General features: G+C 59.7%; 10 protein-coding genes. 5 read left to right on the top strand and 5 right to left on the bottom strand.

Going from position 1 to position 18385, the window contains the following annotated elements; all coding sequences use genetic code 11:
* Nucleotides 1–161: 161 nt before the first annotated feature.
* From Enr13x_RS15735 to Enr13x_RS15745, 3 genes are all read left to right on the top strand, one after another.
* Nucleotides 162–1571, top strand: a complete 1410-nt coding sequence (locus Enr13x_RS15735) for a DUF1501 domain-containing protein (protein WP_145387619.1) — start codon at nucleotides 162–164, stop codon at nucleotides 1569–1571.
* A gap of 117 nt (nucleotides 1572–1688) precedes the next feature.
* Entirely contained in the window at nucleotides 1689–4364 is a 2676-nt protein-coding gene (locus Enr13x_RS15740; RefSeq protein WP_145387621.1) for an FAD-dependent oxidoreductase, read from the top strand.
* Between the two features lie 285 nt (nucleotides 4365–4649).
* On the top strand, nucleotides 4650–6209 hold the full coding sequence (locus tag Enr13x_RS15745; protein ID WP_145387623.1) for a sulfatase-like hydrolase/transferase: 1560 nt from the start codon (nucleotides 4650–4652) through the stop codon (nucleotides 6207–6209).
* 271 nt (nucleotides 6210–6480) lie between these two features.
* On the opposite strand, the gene Enr13x_RS15750 is transcribed toward Enr13x_RS15745, so the two are convergent.
* Nucleotides 6481–8622 (bottom strand): alpha/beta hydrolase family protein, encoded by a 2142-nt coding sequence (locus tag Enr13x_RS15750; RefSeq protein WP_197456053.1) that lies wholly within the window; start codon nucleotides 8620–8622, stop codon nucleotides 6481–6483.
* A 193-nt stretch (nucleotides 8623–8815) separates the two neighbouring features.
* Between Enr13x_RS15750 and Enr13x_RS15755 the strand changes: the two genes are divergently transcribed.
* A complete protein-coding gene (locus Enr13x_RS15755; protein ID WP_197456054.1) occupies nucleotides 8816–10789 on the top strand; it encodes a DUF1592 domain-containing protein in 1974 nt (657 codons plus the stop codon).
* A 58-nt stretch (nucleotides 10790–10847) separates the two neighbouring features.
* The gene (locus Enr13x_RS15760; RefSeq protein WP_145387626.1) at nucleotides 10848–12230 is read left to right on the top strand and encodes a DUF1552 domain-containing protein; all 1383 of its coding nucleotides are present in this window, start codon (nucleotides 10848–10850) and stop codon (nucleotides 12228–12230) included.
* Between the two features lie 95 nt (nucleotides 12231–12325).
* On the opposite strand, the gene Enr13x_RS15765 is transcribed toward Enr13x_RS15760, so the two are convergent.
* The 4 genes from Enr13x_RS15765 to Enr13x_RS15780 all read right to left on the bottom strand — a co-directional run bounded on the left by Enr13x_RS15765 (nucleotide 12326) and on the right by Enr13x_RS15780 (nucleotide 18365).
* Nucleotides 12326–14581, bottom strand: a complete 2256-nt coding sequence (locus Enr13x_RS15765; protein WP_145387628.1) for an efflux RND transporter permease subunit — start codon at nucleotides 14579–14581, stop codon at nucleotides 12326–12328.
* A 77-nt stretch (nucleotides 14582–14658) separates the two neighbouring features.
* Nucleotides 14659–16635 (bottom strand): redoxin domain-containing protein, encoded by a 1977-nt coding sequence (locus Enr13x_RS15770; protein ID WP_145387630.1) that lies wholly within the window; start codon nucleotides 16633–16635, stop codon nucleotides 14659–14661.
* A 205-nt stretch (nucleotides 16636–16840) separates the two neighbouring features.
* Nucleotides 16841–17245, bottom strand: coding sequence for a hypothetical protein (locus Enr13x_RS15775; protein WP_145387632.1), 405 nt, complete (start codon nucleotides 17243–17245; stop codon nucleotides 16841–16843).
* A 118-nt stretch (nucleotides 17246–17363) separates the two neighbouring features.
* A complete protein-coding gene (locus tag Enr13x_RS15780; RefSeq protein ID WP_145387633.1) occupies nucleotides 17364–18365 on the bottom strand; it encodes an aldo/keto reductase in 1002 nt (333 codons plus the stop codon).
* Nucleotides 18366–18385 lie beyond the last annotated feature (20 nt).

Below are 18385 nucleotides of genomic sequence, written 5' to 3' on the forward strand. Positions count from 1 at the left end.
GGGACTGACTGCCCTGTCCCAAGCAAGACGTTGTTTGCAGCGGGTGATGCAGCTGCCTGCGCCAAGTGGGGGTCACAGACCGATGGCGAGACCTCATGGCCGTGGGTTCATGATACGATATGGGAGCCAGAACCTGTGCCACCGTTGGGGGAACACCCGTTATGTTTCGATTCACGTCCGGCCAAGCGTTTGCCAACTGCAGCGGTTTTCGACGACGAAGTTTTCTTTGCGCCGGTGCCAGTGGGATCGCGGGGCTGACCCTACCCGAAGTACTCGCCGCCGAAGCGCAGTCGTCAGGCGGACCATCGCGGAAATCGGTCATCATCATTCACTTGGATGGTGGGCCGCCGCAGATGGATCTGATCGATCCCAAACCGGACGCCCCGTCGGAGTTGCGTAGCCCGTTCGCGCCGATCGGGACGAAGGTTCCCGGAGTCGGTCTGACGGAGTTGATGCCACGCTGCGCGGGGATCGCGGACCAGTTGGTTTTTCTGCGGTCGTTGGTCGGAGCGGATGGCAAACACCACGCGTTTCAATGCCAGAGCGGTTACAAGGAAACGGTGTTGCAATCGATCGGCGGCCGGCCGGCACTCGGCTGTGTGGTCAATCACCTGCTCGGTTCGCCCGAAGACCAGGTGCCCAATTTCGTTGACCTGATGCAGGGCCGGCCACTGGTTCGCAACAGCGCGCGGCCCGGATTCTTGGGCCCAAGTGTCAAACCGTTCCGTCCGGACATTTCGGATCGATTCCAACGCGAGCTGGAAGAGGGCATGAAGGGCGAATTGGCTCGGTTGGGCGACGGCCACAAAACAGAACTCAAGTTGATCAAGGAGTTGCCGGTCGATCGAATCGATGATCGTCTCGCACTCCTGAAGCGTCTGGATCAGTTCAATCGTGCGCTCGACGATTCGGGTGAAATGGAAGCGATGGATCATTTCACCAGGCAGGCGTACACGATCCTGACGTCGGGGGCATTCGCCGGGGCGATGGATTTGGACCAGGAAGATCCTCGCGTGATCGCACACTACACGCCGAAATTGCCCGCCGGCGGAACACAGTCCTACACCAGCGAAGGCCCCGAGGCGGCATTGAAGTTTCTGCTGGCGCGTCGTTTGGTCGAAGCCGGCGTGCGTGTGGTCAGCATTTCGCTCAGCGATTTCGACACCCACTCGAACAACAACGATCGGATGAAACAACTCGGTCCACTGTTCGACTTCGGGTTTCACGCCTTGGTCACGGATCTGCAGTCGCGCGGCATGCTGGACGACGTCACCGTGCTGGCTTGGGGCGAGTTCGGTCGCACGCCGAAGGTCAATGCCAAGGGCGGACGCGATCACTGGCCGCGACTGTCGATGGGGATGATGGCTGGAGGCGGCATGCCCGGCGGCGTCGTTCTGGGACAAACCGATAAGGTCGCCGGGGAAGCGACCGATCGACCGGTCGACTACACCGACGTCGTCGCAACGCTGTATCACCAGTTGGGCATCGATCCCGGACGCATGATCCACGATCGATCCGGTCGTCCCCACGTCTTGATGGATCACGGCGAAGTGATCGGCGAGTTGATGTAGATTTGAGTGCGATAGGCTTGCAGGCTCGTCGACGCTTGACGAGCCTGGAAGCCCATCCCACTGCTACGATACAACTTCTGTCTTTCTGACTGTATTATCGCCCCAGGTTTTTGCAAGATGCGTTTTGTCTTTGTTCTGCTGATTGGCTTGTTCGTTTCCATTCCCAGTGCCAAGACAGCGGACGAGATGGATGCCGACTTGTTGATCGTCGGCGGTACCGAATCGGGTTGGGCGGCGGCGATCCAGGCCGCACGACTGGGGGTCGAAAAGATCGTCATCGTGCACGACGGACGCTGGCTGGGCGGTCAGTTCACCGAACAAGCACTCGCCTGTGTCGATGAAAACAAGGGCGTCGGCAAAGTCGGCTGGGGCGTGGACTGGCATCCGATGAAACGTTCCTTCCACCGCTTCGGCCTGTTCAAAGAGCTGATGGATCGGATCGAGGCGTTCAATACGGCAAAGTATGGCTCGCCGATGCCGGGGCTGCCCCATCACGGGCCGTCGACGTTTCGCCCTGCGGAAGCGGAAGCCATCTTTCGTGAGATGTTGCGTCCTTGTTTGCAGACCGGCCAAGTCGTGCTGGTGACCGATCGCTATCCGGTCAAAGCCGACGTCGATCGGTCTGAGAAAATCCCCGCCTTGACGGGATTGTGGTTTGCGCCCCTGGATGGTTCCGACCCGGATTTGCACGTCCGTGCGGAACTCACCATCGATGCTTCGGATTGGGGCGATGCAATTCAGGCGTCGGGAGCCGCTTTTGAATACGGCCCGGATCCGCCCTCACGTTACGGCGAACCGAGCGCTCCGGAGAACGCGCCGACCAATGAAATGAACCCGATCACGTGGGCGATGATCGTTGCGGAATCCGATCAGGAAACCCCGATCGCCAAGCCATCCCGATTTGACGATCGAAACTATCCCCGCGCCACGCATTTCAGCTTGAACGAGTTTCGTGACTTGGATTGGGATGTCAAAAAGGTGCGGCTGGGCGCGATCCGGCACTGGCCCGATGCCGACGAGACATCGAAACGGCAGTTGAGCGTCTACTCGGTTCGACGAATCGTCGAAGGCCGAACCAGTCGCGACGGCAAGACTGCGATTCTGCTGAACTACATGAACGGCCAAGATTATCCACTGGAACGATTGCCGGCCCACGTCGCCGACGCACTCGAAGCCACCGAGCCCGGCGCGTCACAGAAAAACATCGTGGTCCTGTCACGACCACAGCGTGAGATCATCTTTCGCGATGCCAAACAACACTCGCTCGGGGTGTTGTATCACCTGCAAAATTTTGTTCATGATCGCGCGCCCGACCAAACCAATTCATTTCGTCGGTTCCATCTGAGCGACGAATTTGGAACACCGGACCGGTTGCCGCCCAAGCCTTACATCCGCGAATCACTGCGTTTGAAAGCGATGTACATGATGCGTGAGCAAGACGGTCGCAATCGTGACGGCGATACGAAAACCAAGGCGACGCCGCGGTTTGCCGCGGTGATGTATCCCGATGGTTTGTTCGCCTGGCAGTTTCACTACGATTTTCACCGCACCGGGCGGACGTATTTGATCAGCGAAAACGCCTCCGGCGAAGGGAATCAGGGGCCTTGGATTGATTTTCACAAACCGCTGCGCCACACCAATTTCTTGAGCGATCGGAGTGTGTTCCCGCTGCGCAGTCTGGTTCCCGAACGATTCAACGGACTGCTCGGGGCGCAAGGGAATCTCGGCTTCAGCAGCATCGTCAGCGCCGCGATCCGATTGCATGATCAACGGATTCACGTCGGTCAGGCGGCCGGGGCGACGGCGGCGGTCGCACTCGATGCTGCGGTTTCGCCACGACAGATCCCGTACGATCGAGCGCTACTGGAATCCGTTCGACACGCGCTGTGCGGTCAAGTCGACGCCGCGACTCCGATTCTGCTGTGGCCGTTTCGCGACTTGGATTCGGGGCATCCGGCGTTTGTCGCGATCAACCGTTTGGCGGCACTCCGGCTTCTACCCCTGGGCATTCGCGACGTCGACTTTCGGCCCGATGATCCGGCGAGTTCAGACTGGATTGCCGAGGTCGTGGCCAAGGTCGAAGGGGCGTCGCTGCCGCCGGAGTGGACATCGGGGACACGCGGTGAGTTTTGTCAGCTTTGGTGGACGGTGATTCAACAGCAGGGATCGGACGGGTGGGCATTCCAACGTCTGAGCTTGGAGGACGCCGACGGCGATGGGATTGTCGATCGGGACGATGCGCTGCTGTTCACTCCGAACGAACCGATCCGGTTTGAAATCGAGCGTCGCGTGCTGTCTGCCGATCGAGATGGTGTGCCGGAAATCCCCAGCGTGCCGTGCCAGTCGTTTGATTTTTGCGGTCCTGGTGTCGCCGTGGACGACGGCTTCGTTGCCGACCATGGGCAGCGTTATGACCACGAACGCGGATATGGATGGACGGATGACCTTCGCCAACACCATCGCAAACGAAACCGAATCGATGGACCGGGCGACTCGTTTGTGTTCACTCGCGAAACGGCCACGTGGGAGTGCCGTGTTGCCAACGGACGCTACCGCATCAGCGTCTGTATCGGTGATTCGGGGCACGATCAGTCCTTGCAATCGGTGTCCGTCGAAGGCCATCGATGGATTGATCGGGTCAGCACGCCCGAGGGCGAGTTCATTGAAGTCACAGGCGAGGTTTCGATCCAGGATGGACGGCTGACGGTTGACATCGGTTCCGGCGCCAAGGGGTCCAATACCTGCCTGAATTGGTTGCAAGTCGAAGGGCCGCTTTCGCAACGAGCGAAATAAAAATGTCGGATCTTGAAGTGGGATAGGCTTCCAGCCTGTCTGGTACGCATCGACGATCCCCGCAAGCGGGCTGTCGTCTTTGTGAGCCGCGTGACGCGTAAGCGGCCGGGCACGGCGACGCCTGCCCGAGGTCTGGCGGCCAGCGGCTCACCATTGACTCAGCAGATCCCGACAAATCGACAGCCGGCAAGTGGGATTCACCTGGCGCTCGAGTGACACAAACCAGTTACAATTGACGCTCAACGATTCAATTTGATTCTCCCCTCCCGCAAGACATCCCCTGTCATGAAGTCTGTTTGCACGTTTTTGGCGGCCGCCGCCGCGTTGGTCGCCGCACTGCTTGCCGCGCCGAAGGTCTCCGTTGCCGCGGAACAGCCCAACATCATGGTCTTTCTGGTCGACGACATGGGAATGATGGACACGTCCGTTCCTTTTCTGACCGATGAAGCGGGAAATCCCAAACGCTACCCTCTAAATGATCATTATCGCACCCCGGCGATGGAACGGTTGGCCGCGCAAGGCATTCGGTTCAACCAGTTTTACGCGATGAGTGTTTGTTCGCCGACGCGGGTGAGCATCATGACCGGGCAGAATGCGGCTCGGCACCGGACGACCAACTGGATCAATCCCCGCCAGGACAATGCGGGCAAGAACGGCGCGCCGAATTGGAATTGGGCGGGGCTGAAAGAAGGCGACGTGACGCTGCCGGATGTCTTGCGCGGACGCGGCTACACGACGATTCACGTCGGCAAGGGACACTTCGGACCGGAAGGTCGCGAAGGCGCCGAACCGCTGAATTTGGGGTTTGACGTCAACGTGGCCGGAGCCGCATTCGGAGCCCCGGGCAGCTATTACGCGGAAAAGAATTATGGTGCAGGAACGAAACGTGCCCACCACGCGGTCCCCGGATTGGAAAAGTATCATGGCAGCGACACGTTCTTGACCGAAGCGCTGACGATCGAAGCCAAGCAGCGGGTGAGCGAAACGGTGGAGCAGGACAAGCCGTTTTACCTGTATTTCTCGCACTACGCGGTCCACGGGCCGTTCGAGTCGGATCCGCGTTTTGCCGACCACTACAAGGACTCCGGCAAACCCGCCAACGCACAGGCTTTTGCGACGTTGATCGAAGGCATGGACAAATCGCTCGGCGACATGCTGGACCACCTCAACGAACTCGGTGTCGCCGAAAACACGCTGATCTTTTTCTTGGGTGACAACGGCAGCGACGCGCCGCTGGGACACCAGCACGAGGTCGCGTGCGCGGCACCGCTGCGTGGAAAGAAAGGCGCGCACTACGACGGCGGCATGCGTGTGCCGTTGATCGCCGCGTGGGCAAAGCCGAATCCGGACAACGCGTTGCAGCAATCCCTTCCGATCCCCGCCGGTGCGATTCAGCACCAAGTCGCGTCGGTCGAGGACTTGTTCCCCACGTTGACCCAGCTCACCGCGGCCGAAGTCCCGGACGGTCACGCCGTCGACGGGGCACCGTTGCAAACGCTGCTGACCGGACAACCAGACGCCGATCGTCCCGAGCAGTTTTTGATGCACTACCCGCACGGGCCGCACCGCAGCAACTACTTCACCGTCTGGCGCAACGGGGACTGGAAAGTCATCTACCACGCGTTGCCGCACACGAAGACCACCGGAGGCCACATTCAGTTCGCCGACGGGAATTACGAACTGTTTAATTTGGCCGACGATCCGTTTGAATCGACCAACCTGGCCAAGTCCCGGCCCGAGGTGCTCAAGCGGATGATGCAAGGCTTGATCGAGGCGCTTCAGCAGCACGACGCGGTTTATCCGGTCGATGATGCGGGGGAAGTGGTGGTTCCGCAATTGCCGTAACGCGTTATTTTAGCGGCACGGCGCGAGCGGGCTGTTGATTGAGTGAGCCGTGACGCGTAAGCGGCCGGGCATCTTGGCGCCCGCCCGAGGCCTTACGGCCAGCGGCTCACCTTAGACTCAGCAGATCCCGGTAAAATCGACAGGCCGCAAGCCGTCCGGTGCGGTGAGACCGGCGCGGCTTGCGATCTTGCTTTAGGATTGGTGCGGTGGCTTACGCCACTGGGGTCGCAAGCTGGAAGCTTACGCCACTGGAGAATCGCAAGCTGGAAGCTTACGCCACTTTGGGGTCGATTTGCTGGAGCTGTTTGGATTCGAGTTCGGCGTAACAGTCTGGCAGGTCGAAGTGGGTGAGCACGTCGGGTAACAAGGTCGCCAGCGGCCAGTCGTAGTGCTCGCTTTCGGCGATCGCGGAATACGATGGCAGCGCCTGCTTCAGCGTCACCTGCTTGACGCGGTCGGAAAGGACGGCGGCGAACGTTGCCGGCAAGGCTCCCCAGCCGAGTCCCGCCAAATGGATCTCGGTGTGACCGATGGATGCGAGCCAGTCGAGCACACGCAGCACATCAAACGTTTTCTGGCCCACGTAGGGTCGCCCAAGCATCACACTGTGGATCGCGTACAGGTAGTCGCTGCCATAAGGACTGTGGAACGTGCCGGGTTGGCTGGTGCCGGGAAGTGATTCGCCGATGCCGCGGACGTCGACGGTGAAAAACGGCGTTTCCGGTTCGGACTCGATCAGTTCGCCGATCAGCGGTTCGTCACGCAGTTCCGCATCGCTGGACAAGTGTGAAACGTACAAAACGGCGCGTTTGCCGGCGCGCGGCGGACGTGAATGCCAGCGCTGATCGGTCAAGCGATAGACGATCGCATGAATTCCCGGTTCGGTTGCCACGGTGTAACCCATCGCGTACTTCGAAGGGTATCCCTTTGCGTTCAGGTAACTGAAGTTTCGATAGTCGGGGACCTTTAACCCATCAAGGTTTAGCTTTAAAACATCAACCAGGGTCGATCGCAGTGCTTGACCACGCGGACGGCTCCGTTTCTCCGCGAGCTGCTCTGATTTGTCGCGTGTGAAATCAAAGACGGTGCGCGTGCCCTCCAGTCGTGCGACTTGTCCGTCGGGGGTACACCAAAGCGTTTCGTCTTTCTCGATCTGGATGTCCGGCTCGGCGGTGAAGGGAACTTCCGCCGTCGTGGTCATGACGCCGTCAAACAGGCCGTCGGTTTGTCGATCGTTCCATCCGACCGCACGGTTGAACCAGGCGTACATGGCCTCGCGGTTTTCTTGCGAGTATCCGTGACCGGTCGGTCCGACAAACAACGCCACGTTGTCTTCGGCGCCGAGCAATTTGTACAGCCGGCGAAGTCGCTCGTACGACTCTTCCGCTCCACGCACGTCAAAGAAGTCCTGTTCTTTGGCCAGGATAATGATGGGCTTGGGTGCCATCGCGGCCAGGAAATCGCTGTGGTCCAGCCCCAGCGGAAACACATCCGGCGGGCACTGCTCGGTGTCTTGCGGCAATTCGTTTTCCAAGTTGCGTCGGAACGTGCTGACAAAGCACGCCGGGGCGCCCATCGACCAGCGGTCATCCAGCCCACACAACCAGGTGGTCATCGTCCCGCCGCCGGAATTGCCGGTCACGCCGATCCGCTGTGGATCGACTTCGGGGCGGGTGGTCAGATAATCGAGCGCACGGATTCCGTCCCAGGCGCGCCAATTGCCAAAAAACTCGCCGACCAGAAACTGTTGGTTGCCGGCGTGCAGATGTTCGCGAACGCCGACGCCGATTTCGGATTTCAAGTTTTCATCGGGGTACTGCAAACGCTCGCCTTGTCCGATCGGATCGTAGATCAAGCAGACATAACCGAGACGCGCCAACCCTTGTGCGAACGCTTGATAGGGCTCGGCCGCCTTGCCGTTGGAGGAATGGCCGCAGGTACCGACCACCGCGGGCATTCGTTCGGCCGAGTTGTTGGGGATGTACAGATTGGCCGTGACCGGAAATCCTGGACGGCTTTCAAAGATCACGTTTTCGATGCGATAGGTCTCGCGTTCGACGGTTCCGGTAACGCGGGCATTGAGCGGTGTTTTTTCCGGATTGGGACCGAAGGATTGGCGACACTTCGCTTGAACCGATTCGACATAACGCCGCGCATCTTGTTCGGTCTTCAATCCGTTGAGCGTGCGGCGGTGTTCGTTTTCAAACTGTCGCAACTGGTGAACAAAGAATTCCTGAATCATTCGCGGGAATCGATTCCGGGGGGCGACCTCCTCCGCTGCAAACGCCGTCGTGTGACACAACGACCCGATCATCGGCAGCGCAAGGGAATGCCCAGCGACGGTCTTGAGCGCGTGGCGACGTGAAAAAGAGAAACGCGGCGGTTGATCGGGTCGGAATCGAGAATCGTTCATGGAGGGCAACTCGTGGGGAATGGGGTGGGCAATCGCGGAGGCGTCGAATTGAGGGACGAACCGATTCGATTCGAGTATTCGTCGAGGGCATCGTCGTCTATAATGACCAGCCCATCCTACAATGAAGAGAGAATCCCGTGTGGCAACCCAGATTGCCTACGCGGGGTGCTTCTGCCCACCTCAACAGTTTTTTATGGCATCACGACTTGCCCGACCGGTTTGCGCGCCCGCGGTTGTGTTTTCGCTGGCAATTTTCGTTCTGGGGCTGTGCGGTTTGGAACGGCCCGTCGCCGATGCGGACGACGCACGTGCAGCCGATGCGAGTGACAACAACGCTGCGCCGAAAGGGTTGACCGCTGAGGGTGCCGTTGCGTTCGTGCAATCGTATTGCATCGATTGCCATGTCGGCGAAGACGCAGAGTCGGGATTGGACTTGGAAGGATTCGCATCGGTCGAAGACGTCGCCGGTTCGATCGAGGCTTGGAATCGGATTGCGACGCGGGTTCATGAAGGCCAAATGCCTCCGCCCGAGTCCGACACGCCATCGCAAGCGACGCGGGCGGCATTTGTCGATTGGATTCGCGATACAATCTATCAAGCGGTCTGCGACGACGGAGTATCGCCTGGCGGCCCGATGTTGCGACGGCTCAATCGGACCGAATACGCCAACACCGTTCGCGACCTGCTGGGCATTCCCATCAATGCGGGCCACGCGTTGCCCGACGATGGAGCGGGCGGGGAAGGGTTTGACAACGCGGCCGAGACGTTGTTCATCTCGCCGATCTATGCGGAAAAGTACTTGGATGCGGCGCGCTCGGCGATCGGTCACGCGTTAAAAGATCCAGACGATCGAAAACGGATCATCACGGCCACGCCGAACGACAAACGGTCGCCGGAACAAGCCGCTCGCGAAGTGCTCGCCGGATTTCTGCCCCGCGCGTTTCGCCGTCCCGCCGGCGCCGAGGAGATCGACGAATACACCCAACTGTTCAACCGGGTCTATGAAGAAGACCAGTCGTACACCAGCGCGATCGAGTTCACCTTGGTCGCCGCGATGGTGTCGCCTAAGTTCTTGTTCTTGTTCGAACAGGCCGGCGAAACCGACGAACCGACGCTCGTTTCGCATTACGAGATGGCATCGCGTCTGTCGTACTTTCTGTGGGCGTCGATGCCGGACGACGAATTGATGCGATTGGCGGCACAAGGCAAGTTGCACGACGACGACGTGCTGGAACAGCAGGTCGCCCGGATGCTACGCAGTGACGTCGACCGCCGCGGTCTGCGTCGTGGGGCGAAAGTCCGTGAATTCGCGACCAGTTTTGTCGAGCAATGGTTGGGCACGCGGGCGCTCGGACGCGAATTCAAACCCGACAAATCGATCGCAGGACGCTACGACTCCGAACTCGAAGGCGGCATGAAGTACGAGCCGATCTTTTTCTTCGAAGACTTGCTGGCCGACAACCGCTCGCTGTTGAATTTGATCGATTCGGATTTTACCTACGTCAATCGAACGCTGGCCCGGCATTACAAGGTCAAGGGTGAGTTTCGTGAGCAGCCCAAGAAAGTCGAACTCAGTGAAAAAGACCGTCGCGGCGGGTTGCTGGGGATGAGTGCGGTGCTGGCGGTTTCCTCATTCCCGCACCGAACCAGTCCCGTGTTGCGCGGGAAATGGGTGTTGGAAACGCTGCTCGGCACCCCGCCACCGCCGGCACCGCCCAACGTGCCTGCCTTGGAAGAAGCCGGCGATGCCGCCCAACCGACTTCGTTGCGGGAGCGACTCGAATTGCATCGATCGGATCCGGTTTGCGCCTCCTGTCACCAGGCGATGGATCCACTCGGTTTTGGGCTGGAAAACTATGACGTGCTGGGCCGATGGCGGACCGATGCAGACGGCGTCGCCATCGATGCGAGCGGTCAGCTTCCCAGCGGGGAGACGTTCAACGGGCCCGACGAATTGAAAGGGCTGTTGATGGATCGCAAAGAGCAATTCATGCGCAATTTGACGTCCAAGATGCTCGGCTACGCATTGGCTCGTGGGCTGACGAATGAAGACGCCTGTGTGGTCGAGTCGATCACGCGAAAACTGGCCGAAGACGACTACAAAGCGCAAACGTTGATTCTGGAAATCGTCAAGAGCATTCCGTTTCGATACAAGCAGGGTTCGTAGCTTCGCTTGTCTTCAACAAGCTACAATGAAAGCGAACATTCAAAAAAGGATGAAACAGATGAACGTCTATTTGGACGACGACACGAACCGTCACATGCCGCTCTCACGTCGCACGTTGTTGCGCGGTGCCGGGGCTGCTTTGGCGTTGCCTTGGCTCGAAGCGATGATGCCCGGCAAGGCTTCGGCGGCCGAGTCGGAGGGCAAGGCCCCCGAGGACTCGCCGCTGCGGATGGCGGCGTTGTTCGTTCCCAACGGTGTTCGGCAGGACATGTGGACGCCGGAAGCAACCGGCCGCGATTTCGAGTTGACGCCGACGCTGGAGCCGTTGGCCGACGTCAAGGACCAACTGCTGGTGCTGACGAACTTGTGGAACCAAGCCAGTAACTTTGGCGACGGACACTACGTCAAGTGTTCGGGATTCTTGACCTGCACGACGATCAACAAATCCCTGGGGATCGATCTGAACTGCAACGGTCGTTCGATGGACCAGGTCGCCGCCGATTACTCGGGAAAACTTACGCCGCTGCCGTCGTTGGAACTCGGCATCGATCCGGTCACGACCGGGGTCGACACCAACGTCGGTTACACCCGTGTCTATGGATCGCACATCGCCTGGAGCGGTCCGACCAGTCCCCTGGCGCGGGAATTGAATCCACACTTGGTATTTGATCGGCTGTTTCGTGCCGGCAACCCCAACAAGGGAGCCGCCCAACGCGATCGGCTGCTATTGGATCGCGTTTTGGAAGATGCCGATCAGTTGAAGCATCGACTCGGTGCGGCGGACCGGCAACGGATGGAAGAGTACTTGCAATCGGTCCGCTCGGTCGAGAAACGGCTACAGAACCAGGACGCTGGAGGGGCCAAACAGTGGCAACCGCTGGTCAAGCTGGATCGCCAGAACCGGCCTCCGGAACAACGCCCCGACGCGTACGTCGAACAGGTTCGGTTGATGTTGGACATGATTGCGTTGGCATTCCAAACCGACACCACGCGCGTCTGCACGTTCATGTTCGGCAACGCCGTCAGCGGACGCAATTTTTCATTCTTGGACGGTGTTTCCGGTGGTCACCACGACACCTCGCACCACCAGAACAACGAAGACAAACTGCGCCAGTATCAGTTGATCAACCGTTGGCATGTCGAACAGTACGCCTACTTGCTCGGCAAACTTCGCTCAATGAAGGAACGCGAGGGGACGGTGCTGGACAACTCGATGATTCTGTACGGATCAGGGCTGCGTGACGGGAACAGCCACAACCCGCACAACCTGCCGATTCTGCTGGGTGGCAGCGGCGGCGGGCGGATCGCCACCGGTCAACACCTCTCGTTCGGCCGAGACACGCCCTTGTCGAACCTGTATGCCGCGATGTTGAACGCATTCGGAACCGGCCACGAGCGATTCGCCGACAGCACGGGCATTCTGCCGGGAGTCCTCGCATAGCAACAAGTGGCGTAAGCTTCCAGCTTGCGGACGTGGCGTAAGCTTCCAGCTTGCGTTCTAGCAGGAAACCTCTCCCACAACGGCAAGCAGGATGCTTACCCCACCTTGTCCTTGGACCTGGCGAATCGGCTGAGCATGGCGGGCAGCAGCAGGACGTCGGCGAACAGTGCGGTGGCCAGCGTCAGGCAGCCCATGATGCCGAACAACCGGGCGTCGCGGGAATCACCGACGATCGCGGATCCCAAACCCGCGACCAGCACGATCGTCGTCATCAACAGCGCCGACCCGACTCCGGTGAACGCGCGGCGAATGACCTCCTGGTGCTGGCCACCCAGCTTCATCTCTTCCTGGTAACGCGTCAGAAAGTGAATCGTGTCGTCGACCGCGATCCCGACACAGATCGTGAACACGCACACCGTTACCATCTCCAAATGCTGGCCGCTGAAAACCAGCATGGTTGCCGTCGCGGCAAGTGGAAACAGATTGGGAATGATGGAGATCAAACCGATGCGGATCGAGCGGTAAACGATCGTCAGCACCAGCCAGATCACGACACTGGCCGTCCCCAAGCTGGTCGCCAGGTCGGTGACGATTTGATAGATGTTGCGCCAACGCCAGACCGCATTTCCCTCAAGCGCCAGACCGAAATCGGGATGCCGATCGGCGATCGAATTCAACCCGCGTTCGATCCGCTGGAACGGCTCGCTGTAGGCGGCGATGCCCAGGTCCTGAACACGAAACTGGACTGACGCGAAGCGACGTTCGGGGACGTAAAAGGCGCGTTTGAGTGAAGGCGGAAGCAATTCGAGCAGCGTCATCCGTTCCTTGGCGTCGCCGTCGCCCGGAAGCGCCGCCAGCAATTGTCCGACCCCCAGCGGGTTGCCGATCAGCGGTTCGCTGGCCAACAAGGCGTCGATTTCGCCGAGCACGTCCAGCAGTTCGCTTTCGTCTGAATCATGGAACCAGTGGACGTCAACGGTGCTGAATTCCAGCCCGCCGAGTGACCGGTCCAGGTGCCGAAGCGCCTGGGCCGCTTCGCCCGATTCGCTCAATCCGCTGTAACGTTTTTCGTCGGGTTGCAACTGCAAGGAAATGATCGCGAGTGCGAACGTGACGGCGATCGCGATGCGGGCGACCGCGCGGTCGCGCCGCAGCACCCAATCGACCAGCGGCCCGATCCGGCGCAACTGGCCGTCGACCAGACTTTTGCCCAGCCCGACGTGCAGTCGTCGTCCCAGTGGCGAACGACATCCCAGCGGGATCACCGTCAACACGCTGACGAACGTCATCGCAACACCGACGACGCAGCAGAGACCGAAGTCGCGGACGATCTCGTGATGAGCCCACAACAGTGACAAAAATCCGATCGCCGTCGTGGTGCTGGTCAGTAAACACGCCATGCCGACGCGCGAGATTCCACGCCGCGCCGCCTCGTTGACCGCCAGGCCGCTGGCACGTTGTTGGCGGATCTCGACCATCAAATGCACCGAGTCGGTCAGCCCGACCAGGCTGACCAACACGGGCACGATGATGTCGTTGAACGGGTTGTCTTGCAGATCCAGGAAATGCAACATCCCGGTCGTCCACAAGACACCGACGGCCGGCGCCACGGCGACGATCATCACGGCCGAGAAACCGCGAAACAGGATCACCGCCGAGAGCAACATGATCGAGTACCCGATCAGTTGGTACTTGGTCGAATCGGTCACATGATTGTTCGCCATCATCAAGTGCAACGGCACCGGGCCGGTCAGTTGAAATTCCAACGCGACACCGGGGATTTTCGCCGCAATCGATTGGGCGCGCTCCCGGATCTCGCTGGTCACCGCTGCGTCGCTGGTGACAAAGAACCAATCGATCCCCAAGTGCATCAACACCGTCCGACCGTCTTGGGAGATCAGTTGGCCGACCGCCAGCGGATTCTCAAGGACTCGGTCGCGAGCCTCGTTCAATTGTCGCTTCGACGCGTTGTCACTCGGTAGCAGCGTTCCCGAAAGTCCGAACAGGTTGAAACCGGGAACGCTATCGAGCCACATCACGTTGTCAATCTGGGGCATCGACTGCAACCCCTCGGCGACCTGTCGCATGGCGCGCAGATGCGATCCGGTGAACAGGTCCGCCTCGCCCGACGGATCGACGCGTGCCACCAAGACGCATTGTCCGCCGCCGACTTGAAAGGGCTGGACGTTGTCGGGGACGCGGCCGCCACCCGGGTAGTCCATGTTGCGCCGATCGGAGCGATTGGATGTCCCCGAATCGTCGGCTTGTTCCACGGTTTCAGGAATTAGATCGGTAATCAGGGCCGGGTTGGTAAACCCGATCGTCGCCAGCGTCGACATGACGACAAACACCGCAATTTGCGCCCCTGGGTGATCGGCCCACCAAAAGAACAGCCGTGCGCCGAAGCCCGTTGTTTGCTTCGTCCCAGTCACAGTCGCTCCGCCGCGGCGGTTCTGATTTCATCGCATTCGATTTTTCCGTCGCGATTTCGGTCGACGTGACGGAACCCGAATCGTTGGAACGTGACCGGCGTCTCGTCACGTTCGACGATGCCGTCTCGGTTCGTATCCATGGACGCCATGAACTGGGTGACGTGTTCCTCGATCCGTTTTTCACGTTCGGTGCGTTGACGTTGCGAGAGTGCCTTTGGCTTTTGGACCCGGTAGTGCGGACCGCCGCGGGGGATGGCAACGTCGAAGAACGCAATCGCCATTTCTTCCCAGGTTTGATCACCCCAAGAAACGAAGTCGTTCGGATTTGGATTGAAGGGATTGCGGGCTGAGTTGTCAAAGCTGACGGACATCTGCAACGATTCGACGTCGCTTAAGTCGATCGGGGTCTTGAATTCGTACCAGTGTTGCCAGTTGAAATCGTAATGCGGCACGCTGAGCAGCGGTTTGACCTGCCCGCCGGGGCGATTGGCTTGCAACCAAAACGATTTACCGCGCAGGTGCATGTGCGGTGTGATGCCCAGCATGCGGCTGTTCGGCGGAAAGGAATCGACCGACATTTCGACGACGTGATCGCGCACTCCCGGGGGAATCTCGAATTCATGATCGATCGCCAGTTGCGTGAACACTTCGTGGCTGACGTCGTCGGCGGCAATGTCCCAGACCCCGACCCGCGTGATGTCGTCTGCCTGTTGTCCGTTGGGGGTGTAGTGCATTTGAAACACCAGCTTCGATCCGGCGGGGACCAGTCGGGCATGACCGTCGGGCAAACCGACGGCGCGTTGACCGGGCACATAGGCCGCCATCCAGCCGATGCCATGGAATCGACTGCCGTCGGGAGGTCGGACGAAGACGATCGCGTGATGCACCACACTCGCGTTACCCGGAATCACCTGCGCCGCGCGGATCCAGCGGTCTTCGGTCCATTGCGGATCGACGACGAAATACTGGTATTCGACGACGCCTTCGGCGGGGACGGTGAAAGGCCGGTCACGCATCGCGATTTCGACGTCCGGCTCGCTGGAAAACTGCCAGCCGCCGGACCAACTCGGAAGTGTCGGGAGATCCTCGGCGTTGCCTTGCGGCATTCCGTTGTCCAGCCAGGTGGCAATCTTGTCGCGCGCCTCCTGCGGCATTTTCCGCTCGCCGACGAAATGCCCGATGTCGGGATCGGCGTGCCAGGGCGGCATCCGTTTCTGGTCGATGACTTCCAGGATCATCTGTCCCCAACCAACCACTTCGTCGTAGTCCGTCAGCGCCATCGGCGCGATCTCGCCGCTGCGATGACATTCCACGCAGTGTTCGTTCAGGATCGATGCGATGTCGGCGTTAAAGGTGACCGGTGTTGAAACCGACTCGTTCGTTTTGAGTTTTTCCGTGCGCGTGATCAGGCATCCGACGCTGGTGGTTCTCGGCTCTGGGACCGCGTTTCCCGACAACAGGGCTTCGATGGCATCTTGCAGATCGTTTTGAGTCGGCTCGGCACGCGAGACGCCAGGTTCGTACTGATCATCGATGCGTCCTTGATAAACCATCGCGCCGTCCGCGTCGATCACAAACACTTCGGGGGTCCGCGTCGCACCGAAGGCGTCGGCGATCGACTGATCGGCATCTTTGACCATCGGAAACTCGATCGCGTACTTCTTTGCGTACTCATCGATCTCCGCCGGTGAATCTTGCACATTGCTGTTGACGCCGAGAAACACGACGCCACGGTCGGCATACTCGTCGGCCAATCGCTGTAGTCGCGGTCCATAGAGCCGTGCCAGCGGGCATTCGGTTCCCAGGAAACAAACCACGTTGAACGCCGAACCGTCCACCGAGATCACTTGTCCGGCCGTTCCGCGAAAGGTCAGCTGTTGCAGCGCAACGGCATTCGCGGCAGAAACATTCCCCGCGAACAGACAAGCCAACAAGCTGCAAATGATGGAAATGCGAAGAACTGTGGTGCTCATGAATGGATGGCTCCCTGTGATCAATCCGGGCGGGGACGCGATGTCACTCAGCCGTGTTCGAGTCCACCGTGCCGGGCAACGCTGTGAAGCATTTTTTAGCGGTAGGGCGCGAGCCCTCCGGTATTGTGGCAGAGAGGAAGGACCGGAGGGCTCGCGCCCTGCCGCTAAAACCTCAAGAAACACATGGGAAAAATGCTTCACAGCGTTACCTGCCGGTGCGTCTCGATTCCGCCATCGCCCTGGCCGCTTGTTCGGCTGCCGTCGCTTGTTGCTGCGCTTGTTGCCGCGCACGTTCGGCAGCAAGTCTAGCGTGCATCAGCCGCATTTGAAACAGAGTGCCGCCGGCCAGGACCAGGCACAGGGTGATGCCGACGACGGCGCGTTTGCGGTAGGCCTGACCGCCGAACCATGTGACAACAAAAAACGCGAACGCGATCAGCACGAATCCGAGCGGCGGCCGGTTTCGCATGAACATCGCCAGGAACCCGAGTGATGCGAACGCGAGACCGGCCCAAAAGCAGACCTTGCCAAACCCACCCATTTGACGCTCGGCGGTATCCGGCGAAACGGTTTCCGGCGGTGACTGATAAGGGTTTGTTGGGATGCTCATTCGATCACTCAAGTGGCGTAAGCTTCCAGCTTGCGTTCGGGCGGCTCTCTCAGGATATCGCAAGCTGGAAGCTTACGCCACGGATCGCAAGCTGGAAGCTTACGCCACGGTTCGTGCCCTAGTGGTATCTTGAGTTGTCGCCGCCGTCCCAGAGGTCGGGGTTGCTGCCCAGGGCGGATTTCAGTTCATCGGTTGCCAGGTCCACGGCGGTGACCGTTTCAGCGGTCAGCGAGCGATCGAGAAAGTCGACGTTCTGTCGCAATTGATCCGTGTTGCGCGCCCCCGCGATGACGCTGACCACGCCGGGTTTGGCAATCGTCCAGGCCAACGCCAGCTCCGCCATGCTGTATCCGACCGACGCGGCGATTTCGCGGATCCGATCGAGCGCCGCAAAGGTCTCGGTTTCACAACCGGGTTCTCCATGACGTGCCAGTGGCCGCTCGGTCGTGAAGTGACGTGACCGGGCTCGGCCGTCGGGAACCTCCGCGGCAGTCTTGTATTTGTCAGCCAGCATGCCGTGCATCAGCGGGCTGTAAACCAGCATCCCGATGCCTGTTTCGACACAACGCGGTTGAATTTCAAACTCGATCATTCTGGCGATCAAGTTGTACGGCAGTTGATTCGTCATTGGCTTTTGTAAGGGAACAATGGCGTCCAAGTCCTTGACGCCTGCGTTGCAAACCCCGATGTGACGTACTTTGCCTTGCTGTTGAAGATCTCGCAGGGCTCCCCAGGTTTCGGCGATCGGAACGTCGGGACTGGTCCAATGGGTTTGATAGAGATCCAAGTAATCGGTTTGCAGACGCGCCAGTGATGCGTCGCAGTCCGTTTTGACGTCCTCAGGACGCATCATGTCCGGGCGGACTTTGCTGGCGATGACCAGCTTGTCACGCAAGTTGTTCTCCGCGACCACTTTTCCGAGCAGGGTTTCGCTGGCGCCGTCGCCGTACACCGGCGCGGTGTCAAAGAAATTCACGCCGGCATCGACCGCTGCCAACATCGCACCGACCGATTCCTCTTCGGCGCGATCGCCCCAATGGAAGTCGCTGGTGATGCCCCAGCACCCAAAGCACAATTGGGAAACGGAAAGATCGGTATCGGGGAACAAGTGGTATTTCATTGGAATCGAAGTCGTAGAAC

It is taken from the genome of Stieleria neptunia (assembly GCF_007754155.1).
Classification (GTDB): domain Bacteria; phylum Planctomycetota; class Planctomycetia; order Pirellulales; family Pirellulaceae; genus Stieleria; species Stieleria neptunia.